Here is a 26,675-nt window from a genome sequence, read left to right as displayed (position 1 = left end):
AAGGTCATGCGCAACGTGCAGCTTCTGCTTCTTCGCCGCGACGAGGCCTGATTGAGGGCCGGAACCTCGTCGCGGCTGAAGTCGTATCCGGCCCGCTGAACTTCGGGGCTCGTTCGTGATGATCCTTCCTAATATTTTTAAGGATCGCTCGCGCGCCCAGCGGCTAAGGAAAGAAGACGACTGACCATGAAGACCACCTCGCAAGTCCCCCAAGCGCACGATTCTGGAATGCCGATCGCCAAATACCGGGCATTCCTCGACACCAACCCTGTTGACCTCCCCGATCGCCAGTGGCCATCGAAGAGGATCACCCATGCTCCTCGGTGGATGTCCACGGATCTGCGCGATGGAAACCAGGCGCTCATTGAGCCAATGGACCCGGTGCGTAAACGCAAAATGTTCGACCTCCTTGTTGGTCTGGGATACAAGGAAATCGAAATTGGTTTCCCCGCGGCATCACAGACGGACTTCGACTTTGTTCGCTCTCTCGTCGAAGACAACGCCGTCCCCGAGGACGTGACGATCTCTGTTCTCACGCAGTCTCGTCCTGAAATTATTGAACGCACAGTCGAAGCCCTTGTGGGGTTCCCGCGAGCAACCGTTCACCTCTACAACGCGACTGCTCCGGTATTCCGCGACATTGTGTTCGGTGCGGATCGCGCGGCAACGGTTGATCTGGCTGTCGCGGGGACACGTGAGGTGATTGCTCAGGCAGAGAAACGTCTGAATGAGGACACGATCTTTGGTTTTGAGTATTCGCCGGAGATCTTTGTTGATACGGAATTGGATTTTGCGCTGGAAATCTGCGAGGCCGTCATGGACATCTGGCAGCCCGATGATGACCGTGAAATCATTCTGAACCTGCCATCGACCGTTGAACGCGCAACTCCGAATGTTTACGCTGATCAGATTGAGTTCATGTCGCGTAACCTCTCGCGCAGGGAACATATCGCCATTTCGGTTCACCCGCATAATGATCGTGGCACGGGTGTGGCCTCTGCTGAATTGGCGATCCTTGCGGGTGCTGATCGTGTCGAGGGGTGTCTGTTGGGCCAGGGGGAGAGGACCGGCAACGTCGACCTCGTCACCTTGGGGCTGAACCTCTTTAGCCAGGGAATTGATCCGGGCATCGACTTTTCCAACGTGGACGACATCCGTCGGACGGTTGAATACTGCACGAACATGGAGACATCACCTCGGGCACCCTACGTTGGTGACCTCGTCTACACGTCGTTCTCCGGTTCCCATCAGGATGCCATTAAGAAGGGATTCTCTGCCCGCAAGAAACGCGTTGCCGCCGCAGGGGGGAACGAGGACGCGGTCATCTGGGAATTGCCCTACCTGCCAATTGATCCGCACGACGTGGGCCGATCCTACGAAGCTGTGGTCCGCGTGAATTCTCAGTCCGGCAAGGGCGGGGTTGCCTACCTGATGTCAACGTCGCATAACCTTGAGTTGCCTCGCCGCCTCCAAGTAGAATTTTCACGGATCGTTCAGCGTCACACGGACACCTATGGCGGAGAAATCAACGCGGATCTGCTGTGGAAAATCTTCGCTGATGAGTATCTGCCCAACGATTTGGTAGCGGATCTGCCGGCGTGGGGACGCTTTGCTCTGGGATCGTCTCGGGTGTCAACGCAGACATCGGGTGAAGTGGAACTTGACGCCGTGATCACTGACTCTGGCCAAGACGTGAGTATCCACTCTCACGGCTCCGGCCCACTTGACGCCTTTGTTGTCGCTCTCCATGAGTTCGACATCGACGTGCGGGTGCTGGACTACTCAGAGCACGCGATGAGCCAGGGACGTGAGGCGAAGGCGGCAGCATATGTTGAGGCTGCGATTGAAGGGAAGATCGTCTGGGGCGTGGGAATCGACTCATCGATTACATCTGCGTCCTACAAGGCTGTGATCTCGGCGGTTAATCGCGCGCTGCGGTAATCGGTTGGGTGTGCGTGAACTCAAGAGGAGCGTGTGACGGCATTCGTCGCGACAGTTGAGTTGTGAGGCCACGCGGTCTTGGGGAAGCCATCAGGAGCCCCGCATCGGTGAAGATGCGGGGCTCCGTCATGCATGTGATTGTGAGGCCTGTGATGCTCGTTGCCGCCTCGACCCGACATGTTCAGCCGAGCCAGCACAGGACATCAACTACAGGGAAGGAATGCTGCTGCCCTCTTCCGATTCCTGGGAACTCACCGTGCGTGGAATCGGTGGTAACACAGTGGCCGAGGCCGATCGTGCCACCGCCGACCGAAGAAGAACCTCAAGTGGGCCGCGGCGTCGTCCTCGTCCATCCATAACGACGCACGCCAGAAGAATGAGGACCCACACGGACACACCGATGACCGCGCCCACTACCTGACTGATGCCGCGTGCGCCCGCAGCTCCCGCGATCGCGAAAATCACGGCGAAGCATACTGTTTGGCCAACATATGCGGTCATCGAGCGACGTCCCACGGCGCTGAGCGCTTGGCGCCATCCAGACAGTGCGCGCGAGGCCGGACCTGCCAGTAACGCGAAAAGTGCAAGCCATCCGATCGCCCCGGCGATCCCGGAGAATTCGTGAAGGAACATTGCCCCAATGAACGGCTCAGCTGAGAGGAACCCGGCTTCTGTGAGTGCGTGGGGGAGCCCGCCGAGCATTCCCAGGGTCAATCCGCCGACCGCTGCGCTGAAGAGGAAACGCCGGTGATTCTCCGGGTGCGTCAGTAGCGTTGTTTCACCGACTTTGACGCCAATGAAGACCGCTGGGATCACCATTGAAAACGCGAGCGTTGAAAGCGTGCCGATCACCCACATGCCGACGCTCAATAGTGGGAACCAGGGGGAGATCATCCAGGATAGCGACGTGAGTGTATTGAGGTTGTCGACGGATTTCCCTAGAGCGCTGACCGCAAATTCCTGGCTGATAAAGAGCGCACAGGAGACGAGGACGATGCCGATGCTTACTCCCGTCATGAGGCGCCATCGGCGCTGAACGATGGTACCGGCGAATATCGCGGCGACCAGACCGTAGGTGCCGATGATGTCTCCGAAGAAAATGAGGCTGTGAACCAGGCCAAAAAGCAGCATCCACCAGCCGCGCCGGCGAATGAGTTTGCGTGAATCATCCATAGCTTCGCTCGTGAAACCAGCGATCCACGAGGCGCGTGCTTCCGGTGTCATCCCCGGGGCGTTGCGGTCGAGTTCTTCGGTCCGCTTGGACACGTGAGCGTCAGTGCGTCGCCTGAGCATGAACATCAGGCCGAAACCGAACAGGAGGGAGAAGAGCGGGTAGATGCGATGGTCAATGAGGAGTGCTCGCAGAAAGACCCACCACTGATCAACAGTGGTTGATTCCGGAGTGTTGGGGAACAGCTTCAACCAGAACGGAACGTTTGCCACCGCGATGAGCATGAGCATAGCTCCGCGGGCCACATCGGGTGCTGGGTAGCGTGTTGAGCCGCGCCCGGTGAAAGACGTGGAAGACTGGCGCGTCATATCTTGGTGATCGGGCACCGTTTTGGCTGATGAATCCATGATTCAACCCTAGGTGATCAGCGAGTGATGCGACAGTGGCGAATCGCGGATCCTTAGTTTTCAACGTCGTCGACGCTGCGGAGGAAGTCGGAGAGCCGGTTAGCCGCTGCGACGACGGAAGGCCCGTGTTGGCGTCCAGGCTGTCGCCCCATGCGCTCAATCGGACCTGAAATTGACAGGGCGGCAAGGACACGTCCGGAGGGGCCGCGCACGGGGGCAGATACGGAGGCAACACCGGGTTCGCGTTCCCCAACGGATTGAGCCCATCCGCGGCGACGGACCTGCGACAGGGTGGTGGCGTTGAAAGATGCACCGTAGAGTCCGCGATGGAGACGGTCAGGCTCTTCCCAGGCCAGAAGAACTTGGGCGGCTGAGCCCGCGCTCATTGACAGCGCTGCCCCAACGGGGATGGAGTCTCTGAGTCCCATTTCACGTTCCGAGGCGGAGACGCAGACTCGGTAGTCGCCTTGGCGGCGGAATAGCTGAGAGGACTCTTTCGTGTGGTCGCGCAGAGCTTGGAGGACCGGCATGGATGCGGCCAGAAGCCGATCTTCGCCAGCGGCTGATGACAGCTCTTGAAGGCGGGGTCCGAGGACGAAGCGGCCCTGCATATCACGGGTCACCATGCGGTGATATTCAAGTGCAACGGCAAGACGGTGGGCTGTTGGGCGCGCAAGACCAGTTGAGGACACGAGCTGGGCGAGGGTGGCTGGGCCGGCTTCGAGGGCGCTGAGCACCAATGCGGCCTTGTCGAGAACTCCGACTCCACTTGATGTCGACTCATCCATGAACATATTGTGCATCTCAGCCTATGAGATAGCAAGTCTTCGCATGGTGAAACAGGTCGAATATGAATGAGTCAATGGGTGAGACGGTGCGTCTCAATCTTCTTGGCCGCTCACAGGGGAAGTTGCTCAACCTTCGTTGAATTGCGTATTTGATGGATGCGTGGTGACATCCCTGGGGAAAGATGCAGATCATCAACGACTGCGTCACATTGCCGCGGCCGTATTCGACGAAGACCGCAACTTCGCCCGCGAAGATGACGCACACCACATCATCCAATAGTAGGAATAACGAGCGGCTGAAAAGTTAAGGAGAAACCATGACCGGCACGCTGGCCGAGAAGGTGTGGCGCGACCACATTGTCACAAAGGGGAAAGGTGGCGCTCCGGACCTCCTCTACATTGACCTCCACCTCGTCCACGAAGTCACAAGCCCGCAGGCATTCGAGGGCCTCCGCCTGGCTGGACGCAAGGTACGTCGCCCGGACTTGACGCTGGCCACCGAGGATCACAACACGCCCACCCTCGACATTGATCTGCCGATCGCGGACGAAACCAGCCGACTCCAAATTCAGACGCTGCGCAAGAACGCCGAAGAATTCGGCGTGCGCATCCATTCGCTTGGTGACGCTGACCAGGGAATCGTTCACGTTGTTGGCCCTCAGTTGGGGTTGACTCAGCCGGGAATGACGATCGTGTGCGGTGACTCCCATACGTCGACTCACGGCGCGTTCGGTGCTCTTGCGTTCGGAATTGGCACAAGCCAGGTCGAACACGTACTGGCCACCCAGACTCTTCCTCTTGCGCCATTTAAGACGATGGCGGTCACGGTCAACGGTTCTCTGCCTGCGGGTTCAACGGCGAAGGACATCATCCTTGCGGTGATCGCGAAGATCGGTACGGGCGGTGGACAGGGATACGTCCTCGAATATCGTGGGCAGGCTATCCGTGAGCTGTCGATGGAAGGGCGGATGACGATCTGCAACATGTCGATCGAAGCGGGTGCCCGCGCGGGGATGGTTGCCCCTGACGAAACAACATTTGACTACATCAAGGGTCGTCCGCATGCCCCCGAGGGCGAGGACTGGGACCGTGCCGTGGAGTATTGGAAAACGCTGCGTTCCGACGATGATGCTGTGTTCGACAACGAAGTGATTCTCGAAGCTGCCGATATCGAACCTTTCGTCACCTGGGGAACCAACCCCGGGCAGGGCGTGCCTTTGTCCGCGACGGTTCCGAATCCTGAAGATTTCGGAGATGACACGAAGCGTGCAGCCGCGGAGAAAGCCCTCGAATACATGGGGCTCGAAGCTGGCACGAAGATGCGTGACATCAAGGTTGACACCGTTTTCCTGGGGTCGTGCACGAACGGTCGCATTGAGGATCTGCGCGCTGCCGCTGCGGTTGTTCAGGGTCGTCACAAGGCCGAGGGAGTGCGGATGCTCGTTGTCCCAGGTTCTGCCCGTGTCCGTCTTCAGGCCGAGGCGGAGGGCCTCGACCAAATTTTCAAGGACTTCGGTGCTGAGTGGCGCAACGCGGGCTGCTCGATGTGTCTGGCAATGAATCCGGACAAATTGGCTCCGGGGGAGCGCTCGGCCTCGACCTCGAACCGGAACTTTGAGGGGCGTCAGGGCAAGGGGGGACGCACTCACCTCGTGTCTCCGCTGGTCGCCGCTGCAACCGCCGTTCGAGGAACCCTGTCGAGTCCCGCTGACCTCTAAGGAAATATCAGGGGACGAGGACGAGCCCACGCCGCCTCCTTATTGACGTGTGCGGGCCCGGGTCGTCCTCGGCAATCTGCTCTCACGCATCATTCGTGCCGCATCAAAACAATCGGAAAAGAGTTATTTGTCATGGAGAAGTTCACGACTCACACGGGAATTGGCGTTCCACTGCGTCGCTCAAACGTTGACACTGATCAGATCATCCCTGCGGTGTATCTCAAGCGGATCACCCGCACGGGATTCGATGATGCCCTCTTTGCTGCCTGGCGGAGCGACCCGAGCTTTGTTCTCAACCAGGCATCGTATGCCTCGGGTTCGGTTCTGGTGGCGGGCCCGGATTTCGGTACGGGTTCGTCGCGTGAACACGCGGTGTGGGCTCTTAAAGACTATGGCTTCAAGGTTGTCTTAGCGCCGAAGTTCGCCGATATTTTCCGAGGAAACGCCGGAAAACAGGGACTGGTTGCCGGCGTGATCTCGCAGGAAGACTGCGAATCCCTGTGGAAAGTTCTTGAATCCGAACCGGGCACAGAAGTCACGGTTTCGCTTGAGGAACGCACGGTGAAAGCCGGACCGGTTCAGTGCACTTTCCAGATTGATGACTACGTGCGTTGGTGCCTCATGGAGGGACTTGACGACATTGCGTTGACGCTGCGCGAGAGCGATGCCATCAGTGACTATGAGGAAAATCGCCCGTCCTTTAAGCCGCGAACCTTGCCGGCGAAGACTTTGCCGAAGGAACACATTGAGCCAGCGCGTCCTCGCGCCTAGGTTTGCCGTGGCGCCCCCACGTGATGTGGGGGAATAGACGGAGCTTCATACGCCCGGCAGGTCATTCCTGTTTTAGAGTGGGCAATCTAGGTCAGTGGTAGCGATGCAACTGGGAGCCCGACAACAATGAATTCCGTGCTACAAGTTGAGGGGGGACATCCCCTTCATGGTTCAATCACCGTGCGTGGTGCGAAGAACTTTGTTCCCAAAGCAATGGTTGCTTCGCTGCTGGGTGATTCCCCGTCGAAGTTGGGGAATGTTCCGCTGATCCGCGATGTCGACGTGGTGTCGGATCTGCTTGACCTCCACGGAGTCGTCATCGACTTCGACCAGAACCGCGGAACGATGACCTTGGATCCGCGTAACGTCAAGGTTGCTTCACGCTCTGACATTGATTCCCTGGGCGGGGCCTCACGTATTCCGATTCTTTTCTGCGGACCGTTGCTTCATCAGCTAGGTGAGGCGTTTATTCCCGAACTCGGCGGCTGCAACATCGGCGGGCGTCCGATTGATTTCCACTTGGAAACACTGCGGAACTTCGGTGCCGTTGTTGATAAGAGACCCGACGGTATTCACATCACGAAGCCGGCGGAGGGTCTTCGCGGTGCCGTCATTGAGCTTCCGTTCCCGTCGGTTGGTGCAACCGAGCAAACTCTTCTCACCGCTGTTCGTGCCGATGGAATCACGATTTTGTCCGGGGCTGCGATTGAACCGGAAATTATGGATCTGATCAATGTTCTCCAGAAAATGGGGGCGATCATTTCCGTGGACACCGACCGGACAATCCGGATCGAAGGCGTGGAAAAACTTTCAGGTTTCAATCATGTGGCGCTTCCTGATCGTATCGAAGCGGCCTCCTGGGGTGCGGCGGCACTGGCAACCAGGGGAGACATTTACGTCTTGGGCGCACACCAGCCCGACATGACGACCTTCCTCAACACATACCGCAAAGTCGGCGGAGCCTTCGACATTGATGCCGAGGGAATTCGCTTCTATCACCCGGGCGGGCAACTGAAATCAATCGCCTTGGAAACCGCCGTCCACCCTGGATTTATGACGGACTGGCAGCAGCCCCTCGTCATCGCGTTGACTCAGGCGCAGGGCCTGTCGATCGTTCACGAAACGGTGTACGAGAATCGCTTTGGTTTCACTCAGGCGCTGCGTCAAATGGGTGCAAACATCCAGGTGTATCGCGAGTGTCTCGGCGGGACGCCGTGCCGTTTCGGTCAACGCAACTTCTTCCACTCGGCCGTCATTTCGGGTCCGACTCCTCTTGAAGCCGCGGACATCACCGTCCCCGATCTGCGTGGCGGTTTCTCTCACCTCATTGCTGCGCTCGCTGCGTCGGGTACGTCGAAGGTGTCCGGGATTGACGTGATTTCTCGGGGATACGAGCACTTCACCAGGAAACTGCATCAATTGGATGCACGAGTAAAGTACGTTGATCAGTGACTTCACCATCTAGCGCTCAGGTACCCGCGATGCCTTCTCGTCGTTCGCTCCACATTCTTGTTTCCTCCATGTCGGCGGCGGGGCGCTCAGTCAAGGTCGCTCCGCAGGTCGCACGGATTCTCAATACGGGCGGGTGGAAAGTTGCCGCAACGGTGACAACCGTCAGCGAGGATCCACGGTCCATTGCGGCGCATGTCCGCGAAAACGTTGTCGCTGCGATTGGTGGTGACGGCTACCTTGCTGCGGTTGCGCGAGGCTGCCACGATTCGGGGAAACTGTTCGTTCCGATTCCCGGTGGGCGGGGCAACGACCTGTGCCGCTCGCTAGGTATCGGGGTTGATCCGTTGGCTCGTGCCCGCTCCCTCGCGCCCTTCGGCGTCATCATTGACGAGGACGAGGCCGGCGACTTCCATGCGCGTATCCGACCCCTCGATGGCATGTGGGTCGATGATGGAAACGGAGAGTCGCAGCTTGTTCTGGGGATCGTCTCCCTCGGCCTCGACGCAACGGCGAACCTCATTGCGAATGAGTCTTCGATTAACGCCGGTCCTCTGGCGTACGGCTACGGGGCTTTTTCTGCGCTTCGCTCCTACAAGCCAACCCGGATTCGTGCCCGCGTTGACGGTGTGCAACGTGATCTATCCGGGTGGATCGCGTCCGTGTCGAATTCGGGGTGTTTTGGCGGCGGAGTGCGTTTGACGGCCGACTCAGATCCGCATGATGGTCACATCGAGCTGTGTCACGTGGGAGATATGCCGCTGAGCAGGGCCATTCCCTATCTTGCGAAAGCCGTTGCTGTCCGGACAGGTGTTGACGAGTCCATCCTCACGGTCACGCGAGTCTCTCACGTGGAATTCCTTGAAGCCCACGGAATCGTCGCAATGGCTGACGGTGACAGAGTAGCGACCGCACCTTTTACTGTAGAAGCCGCGCCGCACGTCGTTGACGTCCTCGTCTAACCGGGCCACACAATCAGGTGTGGGAGCCGGGGGATTGGTGCATCGACGTCCTCGTCTGGCATGAGGGCTGTAACCAGAACGGAAGAATCGAGCCGTCGCGTCCGCATGGGGAGTGAGGGATCCGCTGACGGAAACATCCGACTAGCATGATTTTCCATGAGCCCAGTAACAGGTTTTTATCGTTTCTCCCGTGCGGTCCTCACGCCGATCATGTCGCCGTGGATCACCTATGAGACGACAGGCGAAGAGAATCTCCCCACCGATGGGGGCTTTCTCCTGGTGTCGAATCACCTCTCGGAGGTCGATCCGCTATGCCTGTGCTGGTATTTCATGAAGCGTGATACGGCGGTGCGTTTCATGGCGAAGAAGTCAATGTTTTCTGTGCCGTTCTTCGGGTGGATTTTCAAGGGAATGGGTTTAATTCCCGTGGATCGGGAGGTCGCTCCGGCGGCTGCCCTTGAACCGACTCGTCAGGCGCTCACCAGCGGTGAGGTTGTGGGGATCTATCCCGAAGGAACACTGACGCGTGATCCTCGACTGTGGCCAATGGAATTTAAGACGGGAGCGGCTCGCCTCGCCCTTGACACGCGCGTACCGGTTGTCGTTGCCGCGCAGTGGGGTGCGCAGGAGATTCTGCCGCAATACGAAATGAAACTTGATCTGAGATGGGGAAGGAAAGTGCGCTTTTTATTTCTTCCTCCGATCGACCTCAGTGACCTGTATTCCCCCGAGGGCTCCGGTGACCGCGCTGCCGTCGCAGAGGCAACGAGGAGGTTGCAGGAGGCGGTCATGCGCGGCGTCGCCCAGCTGCGCGGTGAGCAGGCCCCGGAACACATGTGGGAGCCTCAGACTCAGGCGGGTCCGTGGTGGACATACGAGCAGGCAATGAGGGCAAAGAAAGCCAAGAAAGCAAAGAAAGCCAAGAAAGGCCAACGCGCCTAAGAAACTCGGGCTTTTGAGCGCAGCTTGAGGAGCCAGCGATCCGCCCTACACCGTGCCGCAGGGACCGGGACTTTCTTCGCCCAGGTGCCTCCTACTTCTTCACGTCAATGACGACGCGCGTCGGATTGGAGAGGAATCCGATCTGGAAATCGCGGGAAGAATCCATACCGATGACAACGTGCGTTTGATCCTCGAAGGTTCCATCTTCTCGCACATCCAACGGTCCAACGGTGACGTTGCGTGGGCCCGCGTAGTACTGCTTTTCAAGCTCGGGGGTGATCGGCATGGAAGTCCCTGAAATGTTCAGATCCAGCCAGGAAGTGCCAGCGACAGGCAGCGCTCGTCCTCGTCCCTGTTCCACGGGCTGCTGCGACCAGGACTGACGGACCCCGGGGGTACCTTCACCGGAAAATTCGATGACAACGCGGTAGAACGACGTGTGCTCACCCACACGCATGTCATGGAACACTAACTGGGAGCCATCAACGTACGTGGGTTCTGTGGCAGTAAATGACGAACCCCAGGCGTTGCCGTTGATGGGGGAAGCCAGCGATGATTCCTCTTTGGTCTCCGGGGATTCGTGGGCGCTCTGCGATGAGTCTGCCGCATCCGACTGGGGTGCGGTCATGTCCGAGGAGGACGACTGAGGGGCTGGTGAAGCTGACGGAGTCTGCGCGTGTGGGGAGGAGCAGCCTGCTAACGCCAGAGACGCGGTGAGCGCAGTGAACGCAAGCGCTGACGATAAGTGCAAGCGGCTCTGGAAAAAATTGCGGGAGGCGGACATATCGAACTCCAATCACGTAACGGACTCTCCCATCCTAGTAGGCTCCCAGCCATGAGCAACGCTGACACGATCCAGTCCGCCGCAGTCCTGGGGACAGGAGCTTGGGGGACAACGTTCGCACAGGTCCTTGCCGACGCAGGCTTAGATGTGTCGATGTGGGGGCGAAACGCGCAGATCGTTGACCAGATCTGTCGTGGTGAAAATACCCGTCACCTCCCGGGGATTCCACTGTCATCATCGATTCGAGCAACAGCCGACATGGCTCAGGCGGTTGCCGGATGCCAGCTGGTCGTTGTTGCGGTTCCTGTTGCCGCGGTTCGCCAGACACTTACCCAGGCGCGTGATCTCATTGAACCGGAGGCAAATATCTTGTCACTGGCGAAGGGTTTAGAGCTCGATTCGGGTTTGCGCGTCGATGAGATCATTGCCGAGGCCGGGCAATTACCGCCGGAGAGAATTGCCGTGCTGTCGGGTCCGAACCTGTCGCGTGAAATCGCTGAGCATCAACCCACGGCAACCGTTGTGGCCTCGTCACATATGGCTCTTGCTGTGGAGGTTGCTCACGCCTGCCATAACTCATACTTCAGGCCGTACGTGACCACCGATGTGATCGGCGCCGAAATCGCGGGTGCAGCGAAAAACGTGATTGCCGTGGCCATTGGTGCTGCCGAAGGTCTGGGGTTGGGGCTGAACACGCGGGCAACACTCATTACCCGAGGGCTTGCGGAGATGACGCGGCTGGGGACGGCACTGGGCGCAGACCCGGGGACATTCGCGGGCCTGGCAGGGATCGGTGACCTCATGGCAACGTGTTCGTCACGACTCTCACGCAACTACTCTCTGGGGTACCGACTGGGCACGGGAATGAGCCTGGAGGAAGCACTCGAAGCCTCTGCGGGTGTTGTCGAGGGGGTGCGCACGGCCGTTCCTATTCTCACGGTTGCAGAGTCCCTTGGTGTTGACATGCCGATCTCACAGTGCGTTGCGTCGGTTGTGCATGACGGTGCAACGATTGAGCAGATGGGGGAGATGTTGCTCTCCCGACCTCAGAAGATGGATGGATGGAAAATCGAACTGGTCTAGTCTGATACTCATGACTGACACGATCCGACCTCGCGTCCTCATTGTTTTCGGCGGACGCTCCAGTGAACACGTGATTTCGTGTGCAACGGCCGCAGGGATTCTCAGGGCAATCGACAGAACCCGCTGGGATGTTCTTCCTCTGGGAATTACCGAGGACGGCGAGTGGGTGCGAGTTGATGACGATCCAACGCTTTTTGAGTTCCGTGACGGTCACGGCCAGCACATCCATGCCGGAACGACTCGCGTAGCGCTCACCCCCGGGGCGGGTTCCCTCGTGGAGTTGACCTATGATCGGGATCCCGCCGATTCCCAGGCGCGTGTGGTGAGCGTCGACGATCTTGGACGTGTAGATGTCGTGCTTCCTCTGCTTCACGGACCCTACGGAGAAGATGGAACCATCCAGGGGCTCTTCGAGATGGCAAACGTTGCATACGTGGGGTGCGGAGTGACGTCCTCGGCAATCTCGATGGATAAGCACCTGACGAAGACGGTGCTTGCCTCCGCGGGAATCAACGTGGGCCGGTGGGAGCTTGTCACGAGGCGTCAGTGGGAAACCGAAGCGGATCGTGTGCTCTTACGGCTTGAGTCGCTAGGATTTCCTGTTTTCGTCAAGCCGTGTCGCGCCGGATCGTCCATCGGCATCACGAAGGTCGATTCCGCTGAGGAACTTCCCACCGCGATCAAGGAAGCGCAGAATCACGATCCCCGTGTCATTGTCGAGGCCGGAATCGTTGGCCGTGAGATCGAATGTGGTGTCCTTGCAGGTCGTCCAGGAAATGAACGCCCAACGTGGCGTGAAGCAACGGCACCGCTGGGGGAGATTACCGTTCCCGAGGGCGAGTTCTACGACTACGAACTCAAATACGTCGACGCCGAAGCTGTGGGGTTGCTCTGCCCAGCGAATTTGCCCGCCGAAGCGGAAGAACGCATTCGCCGACTGGCGTTGGAGGCTTTCGAGGCTCTTGAATGTGAAGGTTTGGCGCGCGTGGATTTCTTCTACAACGACGAATCCGGTGACGTCATCATCAACGAGGTCAACACGATGCCGGGATTCACGCCGATCTCGATGTATCCGCAGATGTGGGCCGTTGCAGGCGTGGACTATCCGACGCTGCTGAGTGAACTCCTCGATGAAGCACTCGCGCGTCCGAAGGGTCTGCGTTAAGTTCACTGTCCTGTGAAGGTGATATAGCCGTAAAAGTCCCTCTCGACAGCATCGGTACCCACACGTGCCGGTCCCGTGAATCCGTCAATGGCGGTATCGTTACTCTATGAGTTCCACAGCCAAAGTCACGCTGGTGACCTGTTCGTCCATGCCGAATCTTTTTCAAGGGGAAGAAGGTCTCCTTGACGCCCTCGCCGAACGGGGGTGCGACCCGGCGATCAAGGTGTGGAATGACCCGGATGTGGACTGGAATGACGCGGGAATGGTGGTTGTTCGCTCCGTCGTGGACTATGCGGCGGATCGGGAGGCTTTCCTCGCGTGGACTCGCAGCGTCCCGCGCATCCTCAACCACAAAGATGTTCTGGATTGGAACACCGATAAGCACTATCTGCAGGACTTAGCGGATCTGGGGATGCCAACGATTCGCACGAGCTGGTTGGAACACACACAGAACCTGACGAAGCATCAGATTCACACGCGTTTCCCAGCTGCCGGTGAGTTCATTATTAAACCCGCAGTGTCTTCGGGTGTGCGTGACATCGGTCGGTACACGACCGTGTCAACTCCGCAGCGTCAGGCCGCGCTCAAACAGACGCAGGACCTGCTCGCGTCGGGACGTTCCGTGATGATCCAGCGCTATGTGGAAGAGGTCGATACGCACGGTGAAACGTCACTGGTGTTCTTCAACGGCGTTGTGTCACACGCCGTTGAGAAGCGTGCCGCGTTGGACCCGTCATCGGTCACAGATCCCACGGTTCAGAGCGCCGTCATCACGGCTCAGTCAGCCGATACCGTTGCCTGGCAGTGGGGTGAGGAAATCCGTCCGATTCTTCACCGGTACATTCGTTCGCGTTTGGGGCGTGACGAGCAGCTGCTCTTTAACCGAGTTGACGTTGTGCCCGACGGCAACGGATCTTTCCTGGTCATGGAAATTTCACTGGTGGATGCCGACCTTTACCTCGGTGCCGTTCCAGGGGCGCTGGAGAACTTTGCCGACGCGATTTCGGTGCGCGCCCACTGGTGATCTCGCTGTCTCTTCAGTGAGGGCGTTGTGCGAGGTCTCGTGCGCTGGTCGTTGAGCGTCTAAAGCGCGTTGAGGAGCTGAAACTGTGTCTGTTCAGATGAGTCGTGACGAGTTCGAGGAGCTCGTTGACCACGCCCTCGATCAGATTCCCAACGAATTGCTTGACATGCTTGACAACGTGGCGATCTTCGTTGAAGAGGAGCCGCTGGAGGGAATGCGCCCGGACCTGCTGGGACTTTACGACGGCGTTGCCGTCACTGAACGCGCAGACTATGCCGGGGTGCTTCCCGACCGGATCTTTATTTTCATGAATCCAACGCTGGCGATCTGTGAAACCCCTGAGGAGGTGGCCGAGGAAGTGGCGATCACCGTTGTTCATGAGATCGCCCATTATTTCGGCATTGACGATGCTCGGCTTCACGCGATGGGGTGGGGATGATCCGGGCCGTGCTTGACGAGGGGGAGCTTTCACCTGTGAGAACTGCTCCACGTGAGGGGAAGATTCTTCCCGTATTTCCACGCGGCAGCGTGTTTCATGCCACGCCTGTCAGGGGTCGTGCGATTTCCGCCTGACGACGTGAAGATGGTAGGCTCTTCTTCGTTGTCATCCGGCAACGATGGTGGCTGTAGTTCAGTTGGTAGAGCACCTGGTTGTGGTCCAGGACGTCGCGGGTTCGAGTCCCGTCAGCCACCCGGATGGATCCCCGGGGCCTGATTTGTGCTCCGGGGATTTCTCATGCAACGAGGGATCTTCGCCTGCATCCCTGTTATTGAGGTAGCCGGGCTACGTTATTGAGGTAGCCGGACCGCGCCCTCACGAGCGTGTGTCACGCGGTGGTCGGAGCCGGTAAAGCAGACTAGGCTAATTCGGTAATCAGATTCCGTGGCCCGATGGGGCACGTGGAGCGCAGACACTAGTTCCCCTGAGACAAACGAAGGACGTCACAATGACACAGGATCACGACCGCGCCCAGGTGACAGATGACTTCCTCGGGCGGCAGCATTTCCTCCAGTCCGAGCAGTGGGAACATTTCCAACGCGCACGCGGCGTGGAAACCCTGCGCGCCAGTGGTGACGGCTGGAGCTATCTTGGTCTGATCGAAAGTTCCCGCATGAATAAGCGGCTCTACCTTCCTTACGGCCCAACCTACTCCAGCGTCGATGCTTTCCGCGCCGCCATTGATGATGCGTCCAAGCAGGCCAAAGAGCATCACCTGGACTATATCCGCGTTGAACCACGCCATGATGTCTCCGCACAGCTCCTTGAAAGCATGGGATTCGTTCGTTCACACAAAGACATTCAACCGCCGTATACGGTGATGAACGACGTGCGCCCCGTCCTCGTCAATGAAGATAACGAGGCTCAGGTTCCTTCCAATGGAAACGACGATCTCATGGCCGGCGCGAAAAGCATGGTTCGTCGTTTGGTGCGCAAATGTGAGCGCGCCGGCGTGGAATACCGCCAGTCTTTTGAGGTTGAGGATGTTGAACATTTCCTTGAGACGATCCACGACGTGTCGGACCGTACGGGAATGCACCCTCACGATGACGACTACTACCGGGACATGGCGCGCGCACTTTTCCCCAGCCACGCGGCAGGAATGTTCCTTGCCGAGCTTGACGGCAAGCCGATCGCGTCGATCATTTTCTTCTCTGATGGTCATGTGATGTCCTACGCGCACGCTGGGAATCTCAGTGAATATCGGAAAATTTCGCCGTCCAACGGGCTGGCGATGTACGCCCTGAGAGCTGCGCGCACCAGCGGTCATGAGATTTTCGACTTCTTCGGTGCTGCTCCCGAGGACGCCCCCGAGGACCACCCCTGGCAGGGCTTCACCCGGTTCAAGCTCGGCTTTGGTGGGGAGCGCGTGAGCACAGTCGGAACGTGGGAGCTTCCAATTAAACGCGTGAAGTATGCGCTCTACCGGCAAGCCCTCAAGGTCGTGGAGTCACGAACGGAACGTGCAGCTGGCGGAACACAGTGAACGCTGCACCGCCGTTCGCCTTAGCCACGCACGCGTATCTTCTCAGCCCTTCGTGGACGTCTGGGAATACAACGACGTTCGCTGACAACATGAAATTGCCGGTGCATCGCTGGTACCGATACAGCGCCGGATACTCTTCAGAATGGGCGGGCAAGCTCATGCGTTACTGGGGCACGACGCGTGTACTTGACCCATTCGGAGGGTCCGGCACCACGTGTCTGGCCGCGCAGGAGTCGGGTATGTCGTCCTATGCAACCGAGGTGCACCCGACAGTTGCCCGCATCGCTCGTGCCAAGCTCGCGTGGAGTGCTAACCCCGATGATTTGCGCGCTGTGGTTAGGAGAGTGCTCAATGTTGTCGAACAAAAACATCCCGTAGATGTTCCAGCTTCGCCACTGGTGGCGAAATGCTTCCCTGACCTTAAGTCGCTGGAGAACCTGCTGCGCGTGCGCGACGCAGTCACTGCCTTGCCCTTTGGTGAACCTTCCTCGGAACTCGCGTGGCTGGCTTTCGTCTCGATCATTCGCGCATGTTCCCCAGCTGGTACAGCGCAGTGGCAGTACGTGTTGCCGAACAAGACAAAAAGTCGTGTCGCTGAACCGGTGTCAGCTTTTGCGGCTGCTGGCGAGACTTTCGCTACTGACATGGAAACACGCCGTTTCCTGCTGGGTGACGCTCCTTCTGATGCTCACGTGCTCACCGCCGACGCTCGGACCCTTGACGGTGTGCCCGATGCGTGGGCTGACGCGGTAATCACCTCACCACCCTATGCCAACAACTACGACTACGCGGATGCTTTACGGCTTGAACAGGTTGTTCTGGGGGAAATCCAGGGATGGTCTGATCTGCGACCTTTGCGCGATGTGCTCTTGAGATCGGCAACCCAGAACATCGGTTCTTGGAATGCCGACGAAGCCTTGGAGTCCCCGCTCATGGACCCGATTATCGAGGAGTTCATGCCTGTCTATGACGAACTCGCCGAGGTGCGCAAGACCAGGGGAGGTCACAAGGCCTACCACACCATGCTGGCTGGCTACTTCTTCGACAACGCCAAGGTATTCCACGCACTGCGACGGAAGACGGTTCCCGGAGCCAAGGTGTGCTACGTGGTAGGAGACTCGGCGCCATATGGCGTGCATGCCCCAGTTGAGCGCTGGCTGGGTGAACTTGCTGTCGCAGCGGGCTTCTCGTCGTGGGCGTTCTCAAAAGTTCGTGACCGGAACACCAAATGGAAGAACAGGAAGCACACCCACCCGCTGCACGAGGGCTATCTATGGATCGAGGGCTAAACGATGGCTGATTCACCGTCTCACAAACTTGGCCAGATCATCGGTTACGCGATGGAGGAGGCCTTCTACGACATGCTCCTCCCTCTCGCGCATGAATTCGGTGTGTATATCGACCGACAGGGTCTGCGACAACCTGCTCGCAAGGGAAAGTTCGTCACCTGGGTTGATGACCACGACAACAAGCACAACCTTGACTTCGTCCTTGAACGAGGTGGGTCACAGGAAACGATTGGGACCCCGGTAGCGTTCATCGAGAGTGCGTGGCGTCGCTATACCAAACATTCTGTAAATAAAGCTGGTGAGATCGCGAACGCGCTTGTGCCGCTGCGTCGAACATACGTCGATAATCGTCCATTTCTCGGCGCCCTCGTCGCTGGGGAATGGACTCAGGGTGGCATCACCCATATGGAGTCTCAAGCAATCAACGTCCTGCATCTGCCTCTATCAACGATCGTCGACGCCTTTGGAACGGAAGGGGTCGACGTGTACTTCGAGGAGGATACCGACACCGAGCATATGCGTCGCCAGATCGCTCGGTGGAACTCCCTTGGGGAAGAAGGCCAACAGCGGGTCGTCGCGGCCCTCCGCGAGAAGGCATCCGCCCAGTTAGAAGAATACCTCGACAAAATTCGCGCCCATCTTTCTCGCAAGGTGCAGAGTGTGTTCATTTTGTCGTTGCATGGAAAAGGCCAGACGGTATCGAGTGTTCCGGAGGCGCTGGCCTTACTTTCTGCGATGGAAATGCAGGAGACGAAGCCCGATGAAATGGAATTCGTTCGGATCGAGATACAGGTCTGCTATTCCAACACGGATCAGATTGACGCTTCGTTCACGAACTTGGCAGATGCAATGATGTGGCTTGAAAAGAACTACGCAACACGTTGAGGATCTAGCCTCGGGTCTATAGATCAACAGCGAATAACGTTGAATAACGCACCATCGAAAAGAACGGTGACGGTGGAGGCGACGGAGGGGGCTCGTCCTCGTCCTCTGAAAAGGTATCGAAGGGAACAGACGTGGCGGTAGCCGGAACGATTTCTGTACGCGGCGCACGGGAAAACAATCTCCGCGGTGTCAACGTTGACATTCCCAAGCATGCGCTCACCGTGGTGACGGGACTGTCCGGCTCGGGGAAGTCCTCGCTCATCCATGACACGATTGCCGCCGAAGCGACGCGGCAATTCAACGCAACACATTCCGCCTTTGTTCAAGGGCTGCTTCAGACCCCGCCCAGCCCAGACGTTGACGTCCTCGAAGGGATTACCGCGACGATCACCGTCGACCAGGAACCGATGGGGGCGAATCCTCGATCAACGGTGGGCACAGCCACCGACATTGACGCGATGCTTCGCGTGCTGTTCTCACGCCGCGCCACCCCGAACATTGGTGGCCCGAAAGCCTACTCTTTCAACGTTCCCACGGTCTTAGGAGCGGGAGCGATCGTTGAAACCAAAGGCGGACGCCAGGTGAAAACACGCAAGTCCTTCCACGTGACCGGAGGGATGTGTCCGACCTGTGAGGGACGCGGTCAGGTTTCCGATATCAACCTCGCTGCCCTTTACAACGAGAACCTGTCTTTGAACGAGGGAGCGATCCTCGTTCCCGGATACAAGGCTGGGGGCTGGGCGGTCCGGCAGTTCTCTGAATCGGGGCTGATCCCCGCAGATGTTCCGATCAAAGATTTCACCGCCAAACAGCTCGACCTTTTCCTCTATGCCGAGCCACGCAAGGTCGTTATCGCGGATGTCAATATCACCTACCAGGGGCTCGTGTCGAAAGTCCGGGCGTCGATCCTGTCGAAGGACACGGATTCTCTGCAACCGCATATGCGGGTGTTCGTTGAGAAACTCGCTACTTTCCGCACGTGTCCTGACTGTCAGGGCACCCGCCTGACCGAGGGGGCTCGCGCTTCCTTGATTAATGGGGTCTCCATTGCTGATGCCTCCGCGATGGAAGTGCGCCACCTCGCCGAATGGGTCAATGAGCTGGACGTTCCTGAGATCGCTCCGCTCATTGCTCGGCTTCGGGCCGCCCTCGGTGCGATGGTGCGGATTGGCTTGGGGTATTTGTCGCTCAACCGGTCAACCGGCACTCTGTCCGGTGGGGAATCCCAAAGAGTCCGCTTGGTGCGTCATTTGGGTTCTGCGCTCTCGGACATGACCTATGTGTTTGACGAGCCGACTACCGGTCTTCATCCCCACGATGTTCACCGCATGAATACGCTGCTGCGTGACCTTGTGGACGCCGGGAACACTGTCCTCGTCATTGAGCACGATCCGGCGACCATTGCCATTGCTGACCGTGTGATTGATATGGGCCCGGGTGCCGGTCCCAACGGCGGTGAGGTCATTTACGAGGGCGAACCCGGCGGTCTCATCGGAGTGGATTCACCCACGGGGAGGGAAATGACACGCGGGGCTGTAGTGAAATCTGAGGATCAACTCAGGTGCGCGCACGGGTATGTGGAGATCCGCGGCGCGTGCGCTCATAACCTGCGCAACGTGGATGTTGACATTCCCCTCGGGATGCTTGTTGCCGTGACGGGTGTGGCGGGATCGGGGAAGTCGTCGTTGATTCCCGGTTGTTTGCCATCGGATGTTGCCGGCGGAGTTGAGGTTGTTGATCAGTCAGTGATTAAGGGGTCGTCCCGGTCTCATGTTGCAACGTGGACGGGGATGCTTGACCCGATCAGGCAGGCTTTTGCGAAGGCCCACGGGGTGAAACCGGCGTTATTTTCTGCCAACTCCGAGGGAGCGTGTCCTGCGTGTAGGGGACTTGGCGTCATCGTCACTGAACTGGGGTTCATGGAGACGGTGTCCACTGAATGTGACCTATGTGGGGGACGACGTTTCAACGATGAGGTGCTCGAATACACCCTGGGTGGCAAGTCCATCGCCGATGTGTTGGAAATGACGGCTATGGAGGCTGTGGACTTTCTGTCTGGCCCGGATGTTGCTGTTGTGAAGGCGGCGACGATTGCCGCTGATCTTGTGTCTGTTGGTCTGGGGTATGTGGGCATCGGACAGTCATTGTCCACGTTGTCCGGTGGTGAACGTCAACGGTTGAAGCTCGCCCAGCATCTGCGTGGAGGAGAAGGAGTGCTTGTCCTTGATGAGCCGACAACCGGACTTCATGCCGCCGATGTCGATGTCCTGGTGTCTCTTGTTGATCGAATTGTTGATTCTGGGCGGTCCGTCATCGTTATTGAGCATGATATGTCTGTTGTTGCGCGGTGCGATTGGGTGATTGACTTAGGGCCGGGTGCTGGGGACGAGGGCGGACGCGTGATTTTCGAGGGGCGACCGGTTGATTTGGCTGCGGCGGACACTGTGACAGGGCGGGCTTTGGCGCGCGCGTTGCGCTGACATAGTGACTGTCTGCGTTTGCTCAGACACTTGCGTGCACTTGCGTGGCGCCCGTGGATTGACCTCAGAATTTACCGACGACACGCCGCTAATCGACGCGCCTCATGAGCATTACCCTCAATGGTGCAGCGTAGTTGGCTGACACAGGAAAGGACCCGTATCCCTGTGGCTTTGGGGATACGGGTCCTTGTGCAACGTTGTCACGTTCCGGTGTTATGCGGGTGACTCGAATGATCGACTGTCACCGTTTGACCCGAGCATCAGGGAAGATTCTGCGCGTCGGGTCTCGTTGACCGGATAGGTGATTACTTGTCGTCCTTGTCGAGGGCGTCCTTGACACGATCGCCCAGGGCTTCAATTCCACCCTTGACATCGTCGAGGATTTCCTTGGCCTTGCCTTCGGCCTGTTGCAGCTTGCCGTCAGCTTCGGTTGTGGAATCGCCGGTGATCTTGCCAGCAGTTTCTTTCACCTTGCCGGCAACCTTGTCGAAAACGCCGTTATCGTCGGCCATGTGGTGCCTCCTCTTGTTCATTCAGGACTCGCTTTCGCGACGAACTATTTAACTATTGCATGACCTTGTGGTCACGGCAACAGGAAAGCCGAGGTCGCAGCGCTTTTGAGAAAGGCCGGGATCACACTTCGAGGAGGACCTTGATCTCGCGGCGCTCATCCATTGCCTTGTAGCCTTCGGCGGCATCAACCAGGGGGATGCGTTGAGTGAAGACCTTCCCGGGGTGGATCTCACCCCGCTGGATGCGGGCGATGAGGTCGGGGAGGAAACGGCGCACAGGCGCAGGTCCACCGAGCATATGAACCTGGCGGAAGAACAGGTCGAGGCCGTCAATCTTCTGATCGTGCGAAACTCCAACGAAACCAACATGACCGCCGGGACGGCATGAGGCCAGTGCCTGATCCATTGATTCTTGTGTGCCAACGGCTTCGCAGACACCATGTGCCCCGAGGCCGTTCGTTAATTCCTTCACCTGTGCTGCTCCTTCGTCACCGCGTTCAGCGATGATGATGTCCGCACCAAATTCACGGGCGAGGGCTGCGCGATCCTCGTGACGTGAGAATGCGATCACTTTCTCAGCGCCCAGTGCCTTGGCGGCGAGGACGGCGCACAGTCCAACTGCTCCGTCTCCAACAACGGCGATGGTTTTACCGGGGCCAGCTTCGGCGGCAACGGCTGCGAACCATCCGGTGCCCAGGACATCGGAGGCTGCAAGGTAGTCGGCGATGAGATGAGGATCGTTGGGCTTTCCGCCGGGAACAGCAACGAGTGTGCCGTCGGCTTCTTCGATGCGCATGTATTCGGCTTGACTGCCCGTGTATTCACCGGCGTTTACGCAACGTGAAGGGAAACCTGCCTGGCAGATTTCACACGTGTTGTCTGAGACCATGAAGGAGCCGATCACGAAGTCACCGATTGATACAGATGTGACGTCCGAGCCAATCTCAACGACGGTTCCAACATATTCGTGGCCCATGTGCTGGTGGTCAACGGGTTGGAGACCGCGGTAGGGCCAGAGGTCAGAGCCGCAGATGCAGGCGGCGGCGAGTTTGATAACGGCGTCTGTGGGTTTGACGACGCGAGGAACCTCAACGTCCTCGACAACGACGTCGCGGGGTGCCCGCATAATGACGGCCTTCATTGTTGTGGGAATTTCAGGTGTTGTGGTCATGATGTCTCTTTCGTGTGGTCGTTTCTCTTCGGAGGTGTCAGCGGATGGTTGGCGCGTGCCAACACGGGGACGTGTCTTGAGATCATTCACTATACAAGTTAAAGTGAACTTTAATTCAAGAGGAGTGACGGGGGTTGTGATGTCGTATTCAGTGGGTGAAGTGGCCGCATTACTTGACCTGACACCATCAACACTGCGCTACTACGAATCCGAGGGGCTCCTGCGGGAGATTTCTCGATCCTCTGGAGGGCGTCGCTCCTACTCTGACGCTGATCTTGAAGCCTGCCGGATCATCGAATGTCTGAAGAACTCCGGTCTGTCAATCAAAGACATTAAGGCATTCATGGACATGGTTGACCAGGGGGATGCTTCCCTTCAGGGGCGCCTGGAACTCTTTGAGCAGCGTCGAGAAGCCCTGATGAGCGAGATCGAACAGATGTGCAAGGCTCTGGCGATCCTCAACTATAAGGCCTGGTATTACCGGCGAGCTGTTGAGCGGGGGAGCGAAGAATCCGTGCGTTCTGGTCTGCCTGAGGAAGTTCCGCCTGAGCATCGAGACGCACTGGAATACCTTCACGGTCGCCGCGACGACACGGGAACCCTCTGACCTCGCCAGCGTTAGCGCCTCAAGCGTGTCTTGAGGTGAACCGAGTGGGATTCACGCGACTGCCTGGATGCGGCGCTGACCACTGTGAATAGCCCCCCGGTGTTATAGAGGAACTTTAACAATATGTGACCAATAGGTCAATGAAGGAGCTAACCCTACGCCCTGGAAGAAAAGTGACGGGGGGGGGGGGGGGTATGTCCATGATGTGATACAGCATGTGTCGACTTTGTGTTTCTTGTATAGAGGGACATTTTCCTTGTAATTCTGCGCAAAGTGGCGTGTTTGCACTGTGGGAGAATGGATGGGTACCAGCTAATTGATTGGACAAGTTACCGACTAAGGTCCTAGCCTTCTCTTCGGTCGTTTGATTCTCCCAGTCGGTCAGAAAAGAACTTTTCTCATGGGTTGACAGGGGAATCAGCTCCGTGCCGCTGGGCGTGTGTTCAGGGAATTTCTTACCGGATTCCTTAGTCCACGTCTGCCCCGGTAGGGCCGTCCGTTTTGTGTCTCCTCAAGAGAAGGAAGTGCGCGCGTATGCGTGAATCCAAGGTCAAGATGGCTGCCGTCTTTGCAGCCACGTGTGCCTTGAGTCTGGTGCATCTCGCCCCGGCTATCGCACAAACCGATCAGGGGGAGACGTGGGATGAAGGAACGACTGCTGTGGCCGAGGAAGGTGCAGCTGCTGTGTCTGAGACTGAGGCCCCAGAAAGCGGGGACGTAGTTAACGCCCCTGCTGAGGACACACCGCGCTTCGGCTCGGACCGATCGGCGGCTGGTGCGGCAGAAGCACCGGTTGGATCGGATCGATCGGCGACTGGTGCGGAAGTGGCACCGGCTGGATCAAGCTGGTTGACAGGTACGAAACGTAACTTGGACCCGGAAGCGTTCGATGAGCCCGTGGATACACGCATTACATACGTGAACACACCTGGTGGCCCTAGGAAGAAGACCAAGGATCGCCTTGGCACGTGCCTTCTTGACGAGACTGCTGCTGCGACGCCGGGTGCGCGTGGGATCGTCGTCATGACCTCAACTGGTGAGTTGTATAACATTAAGCCAGGGACCGAGAATTGCAATATTGCGGACCAAATGGAACCGTTGCCATTCTTAAAGAAGGGATCTGGTGGCCAGAATTTCAACGCCCTGGGTACCGCACCCGATGGAACGATGTACGTCATCGAGCGCGCAGTGGGTAAATGGAAGGATGCGAACGGCAGGACGGTCCTCGGCTCCGATAAGGACGCGTCCAACCGGGTTGTGGTCCAGGTCTGGAAGCTTGCCCCAGGTGCGAGAGAATGGACGGGTCTCGGTTCTCGCTTTGTGACGACCGAGCAGTTCGCGAATAATCAGCCACACCGAAAGCTGGAGATTCAGGGCGGTGCCGTTGATCCTGTTTCGGGGAACTATTTCTTCGGCGGCACAGGGGTCCGGAGAATTAATCCGAAACGTGGAGATGCCCCGACGAATCTGCGGAACGTTTACTATCTTTTCGAAGCCGATGCGAGCAGTGGTGTCATCACTCCTCGCGGCTGGGCCCCTCTTATTGACCAGGGTGCGTCGCCGAGCGACGTGACTCTGAACCTGGATGCCCCTAAAGATGGCGACCTGCTCTTTACCACGACGGGTGACCTGCTGATCGGATTTGGGCACAAAAAGCAGAAGACATTTAACAAGTTGGATGTTATTTCTGTGCCGTCGTCGCAGCTGCGTCTGGGGAACTCTCTGGAGACGGAGATGACGGTGTCAGGCCGTATGTCCTTCGATCTTGAACCCTTTGCTTATCGTTATTTCTCTGAGGTCATTGGTTGTAAATACCCGAATATCGGTGGGTCTGGTTGTCATTTCCCTCCGCTCTTTGCTGCAACTGGTTTTAGTGTTTCACCAGGTGGTTCCCTGCTGATTTCGGCAAATATGTTGGGCGATGGTTACCAGTGGGAATCTGTAGGTGCCGTCTACGAAATCACTCCCGGTGTCACGACAACAGCAGGGCACCCACCTACGAAAATTCAGGAAATGCCTGCCCATCCTCCTGTTGAGGTAATAGCGTGGAAAAATGATCCCTCTGAGACTTGGCATGTCCTTAAGCCGGAAACGGCGGAGCTGTGGAAATATCCGGTGAGTGGACGTGAACAGCACAATGGCCCGTGGAGGACAGCTGGGGGGACGCGCTACGTCTACGATCTGCGGAACTTAAAAATGGTCGACATGGACGGTTTCTCAGAGCCTTTTGCATCGATCACTGCGAAGGTGGACATTGTCTCCCGCAAGAACGCGAATGATCAGTTCATTATTTCTGCGTCGACCGGTGGGAACTCCTTGGGAAAATTTACGACGACGGGTAGCACCACGGGTGTCCAGAACGAGAAGGTTGGTCCGCTTCCGATTCCTGCGGGCCAAACGGTCAGGCTCAAGGAGGAAATTACTCAAGGATCGAGCAGTTTCTTTCGCCGATCGAGCAGTCTCAACGACTATCACCCGAGGCTCCTGTGCGTTGACGGCGAAGGTCATGATGTCTCAGGAACAGTAGTTGACGGGCTTACAGCGAACGACAGCGAGGCATATGCTGACGTCACAATTCCGGCGGCCGGTGGTGCTGCGTCAGCACTCACCTGCACTTTCGTCAACGACCCGGACCCGGGGTCGAAGCTCGTCTCCATCGCGGTGTCGAAGCAGGACGCAGATGGTCACAAGCCTCTGGCAGGCGCGGCTTTTACTCTGTGCGCCGACAAAGACGACAACGGCGCGTACAGCGAGGATGATTGCGCCGCAGATGGCAACGGTGAGGATCGCGTGACCAACGGTGATGGTCTTGCGGAGTGGAAGGAAAAGGCCTTTGGTACGTACTTCCTTGTTGAGAAAAAGGCTCCTGAGGGCTACACCATAACGAAGACGGCCAAGTCGCTTCCGACCGAGTATCCTCAGGCCGTTGACGCTAACGGAAAAGCCGTAGAAGGCGTCTACAAGGTTGTACTCAGCGCTGACGCACTCAATGCTTCCGGAACGATGACCGGGGTAGTTCTCAACGAACGCATTCCCGGCACGGTTACCTGGACGAAGGTTGACGCTGCTGACACAGGTCAAGCGCTGGGTGGTTCCGAATGGACGCTCAGGGGTCCGGATGGTCGGAGTGTCAGAATCACAGACTGTGCTACCGGCACTGGGACGACCTGTCAAGCTCCTGGGGCAGGGTCCTTCGCGGACACTGATCCGAAGAAGGGCTCGTTCAAGCTGACGAAACTTCCCTGGGGCAGGTACACGCTCAAGGAATCAAAGGCTCCTGCGGGTTACGCACTGAGTAATGAGACGTATCCAGTCGAGATCAACAGGGAACTGGTCATCGGCGATCATCACGGGGTCCTAGATCTTGGGCAAATTACGAACGCCAAGGCGAAGCTGCCCATCTTGCCGTTCACCGGCGGGATGAGTGCCGATATCTTCCGACTGAGTGCTCTGGGGGTCTTTGGCCTCACTGCTCTGTCGGCTCTGTGCCTACGACGACGAAAGGTGGTCCGTTCGTCAAGCACTCAATCGTGACGCGGGC

At 57.9% G+C, this 26,675-nt stretch carries 21 protein-coding genes and 1 tRNA gene; 17 read left to right on the top strand and 5 right to left on the bottom strand.

Annotated features, from left to right (window positions below; genetic code table 11):
• Positions 1-186 precede the first annotated feature (186 nt).
• The gene (gene leuA / locus G7Y41_RS06425) at positions 187-1,941 is read left to right on the top strand and encodes a 2-isopropylmalate synthase (protein WP_165215901.1); all 1,755 of its coding nucleotides are present in this window, start codon (positions 187-189) and stop codon (positions 1,939-1,941) included.
• A gap of 207 nt (positions 1,942-2,148) precedes the next feature.
• Here the strand turns inward: leuA and G7Y41_RS06420 are convergent, their stop codons facing one another.
• Together G7Y41_RS06420 and G7Y41_RS06415 are read right to left on the bottom strand one after the other, a co-directional pair.
• Complete coding sequence (locus G7Y41_RS06420) at positions 2,149-3,519, bottom strand: DUF418 domain-containing protein (RefSeq protein ID WP_165316291.1); 1,371 nt, start codon at positions 3,517-3,519, stop codon at positions 2,149-2,151.
• Between the two features lie 53 nt (positions 3,520-3,572).
• Positions 3,573-4,307, bottom strand: coding sequence for an IclR family transcriptional regulator (locus G7Y41_RS06415; RefSeq protein WP_165215893.1), 735 nt, complete (start codon positions 4,305-4,307; stop codon positions 3,573-3,575).
• A gap of 317 nt (positions 4,308-4,624) precedes the next feature.
• Here G7Y41_RS06415 and leuC point away from each other — a divergent pair, with 317 nt between their 5' ends.
• The 5 genes from leuC (at position 4,625) to G7Y41_RS06390 (ending at position 10,149) form a co-directional block, all read left to right on the top strand.
• Positions 4,625-6,025, top strand: coding sequence for a 3-isopropylmalate dehydratase large subunit (leuC, locus tag G7Y41_RS06410; RefSeq protein WP_165215890.1), 1,401 nt, complete (start codon positions 4,625-4,627; stop codon positions 6,023-6,025).
• A 132-nt stretch (positions 6,026-6,157) separates the two neighbouring features.
• Positions 6,158-6,796 (top strand): 3-isopropylmalate dehydratase small subunit, encoded by a 639-nt coding sequence (gene leuD, locus G7Y41_RS06405; protein WP_165215887.1) that lies wholly within the window; start codon positions 6,158-6,160, stop codon positions 6,794-6,796.
• 126 nt (positions 6,797-6,922) lie between these two features.
• Positions 6,923-8,248 carry a UDP-N-acetylglucosamine 1-carboxyvinyltransferase gene (gene murA / locus G7Y41_RS06400; protein WP_165215884.1) on the top strand — a complete coding sequence of 442 codons (1,326 nt, stop codon included), beginning with the start codon at positions 6,923-6,925 and terminating at the stop codon, positions 8,246-8,248.
• Positions 8,245-9,207 carry a diacylglycerol/lipid kinase family protein gene (locus G7Y41_RS06395; protein ID WP_231367254.1) on the top strand — a complete coding sequence of 321 codons (963 nt, stop codon included), beginning with the start codon at positions 8,245-8,247 and terminating at the stop codon, positions 9,205-9,207. Before murA ends, G7Y41_RS06395 begins: the two co-directional genes overlap by 4 nt.
• Positions 9,208-9,363: 156 nt before the next feature.
• Positions 9,364-10,149: a lysophospholipid acyltransferase family protein gene (locus G7Y41_RS06390; protein WP_165316292.1), complete on the top strand. Its 786-nt coding sequence runs from the start codon at positions 9,364-9,366 to the stop codon at positions 10,147-10,149.
• Positions 10,150-10,240: 91 nt separating this feature from the next.
• Here G7Y41_RS06390 and G7Y41_RS06385 read toward each other — a convergent pair whose 3' ends face one another.
• Positions 10,241-10,777 carry an AMIN-like domain-containing (lipo)protein gene (locus tag G7Y41_RS06385; RefSeq protein WP_165316293.1) on the bottom strand — a complete coding sequence of 179 codons (537 nt, stop codon included), beginning with the start codon at positions 10,775-10,777 and terminating at the stop codon, positions 10,241-10,243.
• Positions 10,778-10,984: 207 nt separating this feature from the next.
• Between G7Y41_RS06385 and G7Y41_RS06380 the strand changes: the two genes are divergently transcribed.
• The 9 genes from G7Y41_RS06380 (at position 10,985) to G7Y41_RS06340 (ending at position 20,844) form a co-directional block, all read left to right on the top strand.
• Complete coding sequence (locus G7Y41_RS06380) at positions 10,985-12,016, top strand: NAD(P)H-dependent glycerol-3-phosphate dehydrogenase (RefSeq protein ID WP_165316294.1); 1,032 nt, start codon at positions 10,985-10,987, stop codon at positions 12,014-12,016.
• 10 nt (positions 12,017-12,026) lie between these two features.
• The gene (locus tag G7Y41_RS06375) at positions 12,027-13,181 is read left to right on the top strand and encodes a D-alanine--D-alanine ligase family protein (protein WP_165316295.1); all 1,155 of its coding nucleotides are present in this window, start codon (positions 12,027-12,029) and stop codon (positions 13,179-13,181) included.
• A 106-nt stretch (positions 13,182-13,287) separates the two neighbouring features.
• Entirely contained in the window at positions 13,288-14,205 is a 918-nt protein-coding gene (locus G7Y41_RS06370) for an ATP-grasp domain-containing protein (protein ID WP_165215869.1), read from the top strand.
• Between the two features lie 85 nt (positions 14,206-14,290).
• Positions 14,291-14,644, top strand: a complete 354-nt coding sequence (locus tag G7Y41_RS06365) for a metallopeptidase family protein (protein WP_231367253.1) — start codon at positions 14,291-14,293, stop codon at positions 14,642-14,644.
• Positions 14,645-14,825: 181 nt separating this feature from the next.
• Positions 14,826-14,898, top strand: a tRNA-His gene (locus G7Y41_RS06360).
• A 254-nt stretch (positions 14,899-15,152) separates the two neighbouring features.
• Positions 15,153-16,190 carry a lipid II:glycine glycyltransferase FemX gene (locus tag G7Y41_RS06355; RefSeq protein ID WP_165316296.1) on the top strand — a complete coding sequence of 346 codons (1,038 nt, stop codon included), beginning with the start codon at positions 15,153-15,155 and terminating at the stop codon, positions 16,188-16,190.
• Positions 16,191-16,279: 89 nt separating this feature from the next.
• The gene (locus G7Y41_RS06350; RefSeq protein ID WP_165316297.1) at positions 16,280-17,479 is read left to right on the top strand and encodes a site-specific DNA-methyltransferase; all 1,200 of its coding nucleotides are present in this window, start codon (positions 16,280-16,282) and stop codon (positions 17,477-17,479) included.
• A gap of 3 nt (positions 17,480-17,482) precedes the next feature.
• Positions 17,483-18,364: a hypothetical protein gene (locus G7Y41_RS06345; protein WP_165316298.1), complete on the top strand. Its 882-nt coding sequence runs from the start codon at positions 17,483-17,485 to the stop codon at positions 18,362-18,364.
• A 131-nt stretch (positions 18,365-18,495) separates the two neighbouring features.
• A complete protein-coding gene (locus G7Y41_RS06340; protein WP_165316299.1) occupies positions 18,496-20,844 on the top strand; it encodes an ATP-binding cassette domain-containing protein in 2,349 nt (782 codons plus the stop codon).
• Positions 20,845-21,149: 305 nt separating this feature from the next.
• On the opposite strand, the gene G7Y41_RS06335 is transcribed toward G7Y41_RS06340, so the two are convergent.
• Together G7Y41_RS06335 and G7Y41_RS06330 are read right to left on the bottom strand one after the other, a co-directional pair.
• On the bottom strand, positions 21,150-21,356 hold the full coding sequence (locus G7Y41_RS06335) for a CsbD family protein (RefSeq protein ID WP_165215856.1): 207 nt from the start codon (positions 21,354-21,356) through the stop codon (positions 21,150-21,152).
• A gap of 121 nt (positions 21,357-21,477) precedes the next feature.
• Positions 21,478-22,527, bottom strand: a complete 1,050-nt coding sequence (locus G7Y41_RS06330) for a zinc-binding dehydrogenase (RefSeq protein WP_231367252.1) — start codon at positions 22,525-22,527, stop codon at positions 21,478-21,480.
• A 139-nt stretch (positions 22,528-22,666) separates the two neighbouring features.
• Here G7Y41_RS06330 and G7Y41_RS06325 point away from each other — a divergent pair, with 139 nt between their 5' ends.
• Together G7Y41_RS06325 and G7Y41_RS06320 are read left to right on the top strand one after the other, a co-directional pair.
• Positions 22,667-23,134, top strand: coding sequence for a MerR family transcriptional regulator (locus G7Y41_RS06325; protein WP_165316300.1), 468 nt, complete (start codon positions 22,667-22,669; stop codon positions 23,132-23,134).
• A 534-nt stretch (positions 23,135-23,668) separates the two neighbouring features.
• On the top strand, positions 23,669-26,668 hold the full coding sequence (locus G7Y41_RS06320) for an MSCRAMM family protein (protein ID WP_165316301.1): 3,000 nt from the start codon (positions 23,669-23,671) through the stop codon (positions 26,666-26,668).
• Positions 26,669-26,675 lie beyond the last annotated feature (7 nt).

It is taken from the genome of Schaalia sp. ZJ405 (assembly GCF_011038885.2).
Classification (GTDB): domain Bacteria; phylum Actinomycetota; class Actinomycetes; order Actinomycetales; family Actinomycetaceae; genus Pauljensenia.
This window is presented reverse-complemented; position numbering and strand designations above follow the sequence as displayed.

Bases quoted from the DNA above. Each gene is read 5' to 3' on its own strand.
- leuA (WP_165215901.1), top strand. From the start codon at position 187: ATGAAGACCACCTCGCAAGTCCCCCAAGCGCACGATTCTGGAATGCCG.
- G7Y41_RS06420 (WP_165316291.1), bottom strand. From the start codon at position 3,519: ATGGATTCATCAGCCAAAACGGTGCCCGATCACCAAGATATGACGCGC.
- G7Y41_RS06415 (WP_165215893.1), bottom strand. From the start codon at position 4,307: ATGGATGAGTCGACATCAAGTGGAGTCGGAGTTCTCGACAAGGCCGCA.
- leuC (WP_165215890.1), top strand. From the start codon at position 4,625: ATGACCGGCACGCTGGCCGAGAAGGTGTGGCGCGACCACATTGTCACA.
- leuD (WP_165215887.1), top strand. From the start codon at position 6,158: ATGGAGAAGTTCACGACTCACACGGGAATTGGCGTTCCACTGCGTCGC.
- murA (WP_165215884.1), top strand. From the start codon at position 6,923: ATGAATTCCGTGCTACAAGTTGAGGGGGGACATCCCCTTCATGGTTCA.
- G7Y41_RS06390 (WP_165316292.1), top strand. From the start codon at position 9,364: ATGAGCCCAGTAACAGGTTTTTATCGTTTCTCCCGTGCGGTCCTCACG.
- G7Y41_RS06385 (WP_165316293.1), bottom strand. From the start codon at position 10,777: ATGACCGCACCCCAGTCGGATGCGGCAGACTCATCGCAGAGCGCCCAC.
- G7Y41_RS06380 (WP_165316294.1), top strand. From the start codon at position 10,985: ATGAGCAACGCTGACACGATCCAGTCCGCCGCAGTCCTGGGGACAGGA.
- G7Y41_RS06375 (WP_165316295.1), top strand. From the start codon at position 12,027: ATGACTGACACGATCCGACCTCGCGTCCTCATTGTTTTCGGCGGACGC.
- G7Y41_RS06370 (WP_165215869.1), top strand. From the start codon at position 13,288: ATGAGTTCCACAGCCAAAGTCACGCTGGTGACCTGTTCGTCCATGCCG.
- G7Y41_RS06355 (WP_165316296.1), top strand. From the start codon at position 15,153: ATGACACAGGATCACGACCGCGCCCAGGTGACAGATGACTTCCTCGGG.
- G7Y41_RS06350 (WP_165316297.1), top strand. From the start codon at position 16,280: ATGAAATTGCCGGTGCATCGCTGGTACCGATACAGCGCCGGATACTCT.
- G7Y41_RS06345 (WP_165316298.1), top strand. From the start codon at position 17,483: ATGGCTGATTCACCGTCTCACAAACTTGGCCAGATCATCGGTTACGCG.
- G7Y41_RS06335 (WP_165215856.1), bottom strand. From the start codon at position 21,356: ATGGCCGACGATAACGGCGTTTTCGACAAGGTTGCCGGCAAGGTGAAA.
- G7Y41_RS06330 (WP_231367252.1), bottom strand. From the start codon at position 22,527: ATGACCACAACACCTGAAATTCCCACAACAATGAAGGCCGTCATTATG.
- G7Y41_RS06325 (WP_165316300.1), top strand. From the start codon at position 22,667: ATGTCGTATTCAGTGGGTGAAGTGGCCGCATTACTTGACCTGACACCA.
- G7Y41_RS06320 (WP_165316301.1), top strand. From the start codon at position 23,669: ATGCGTGAATCCAAGGTCAAGATGGCTGCCGTCTTTGCAGCCACGTGT.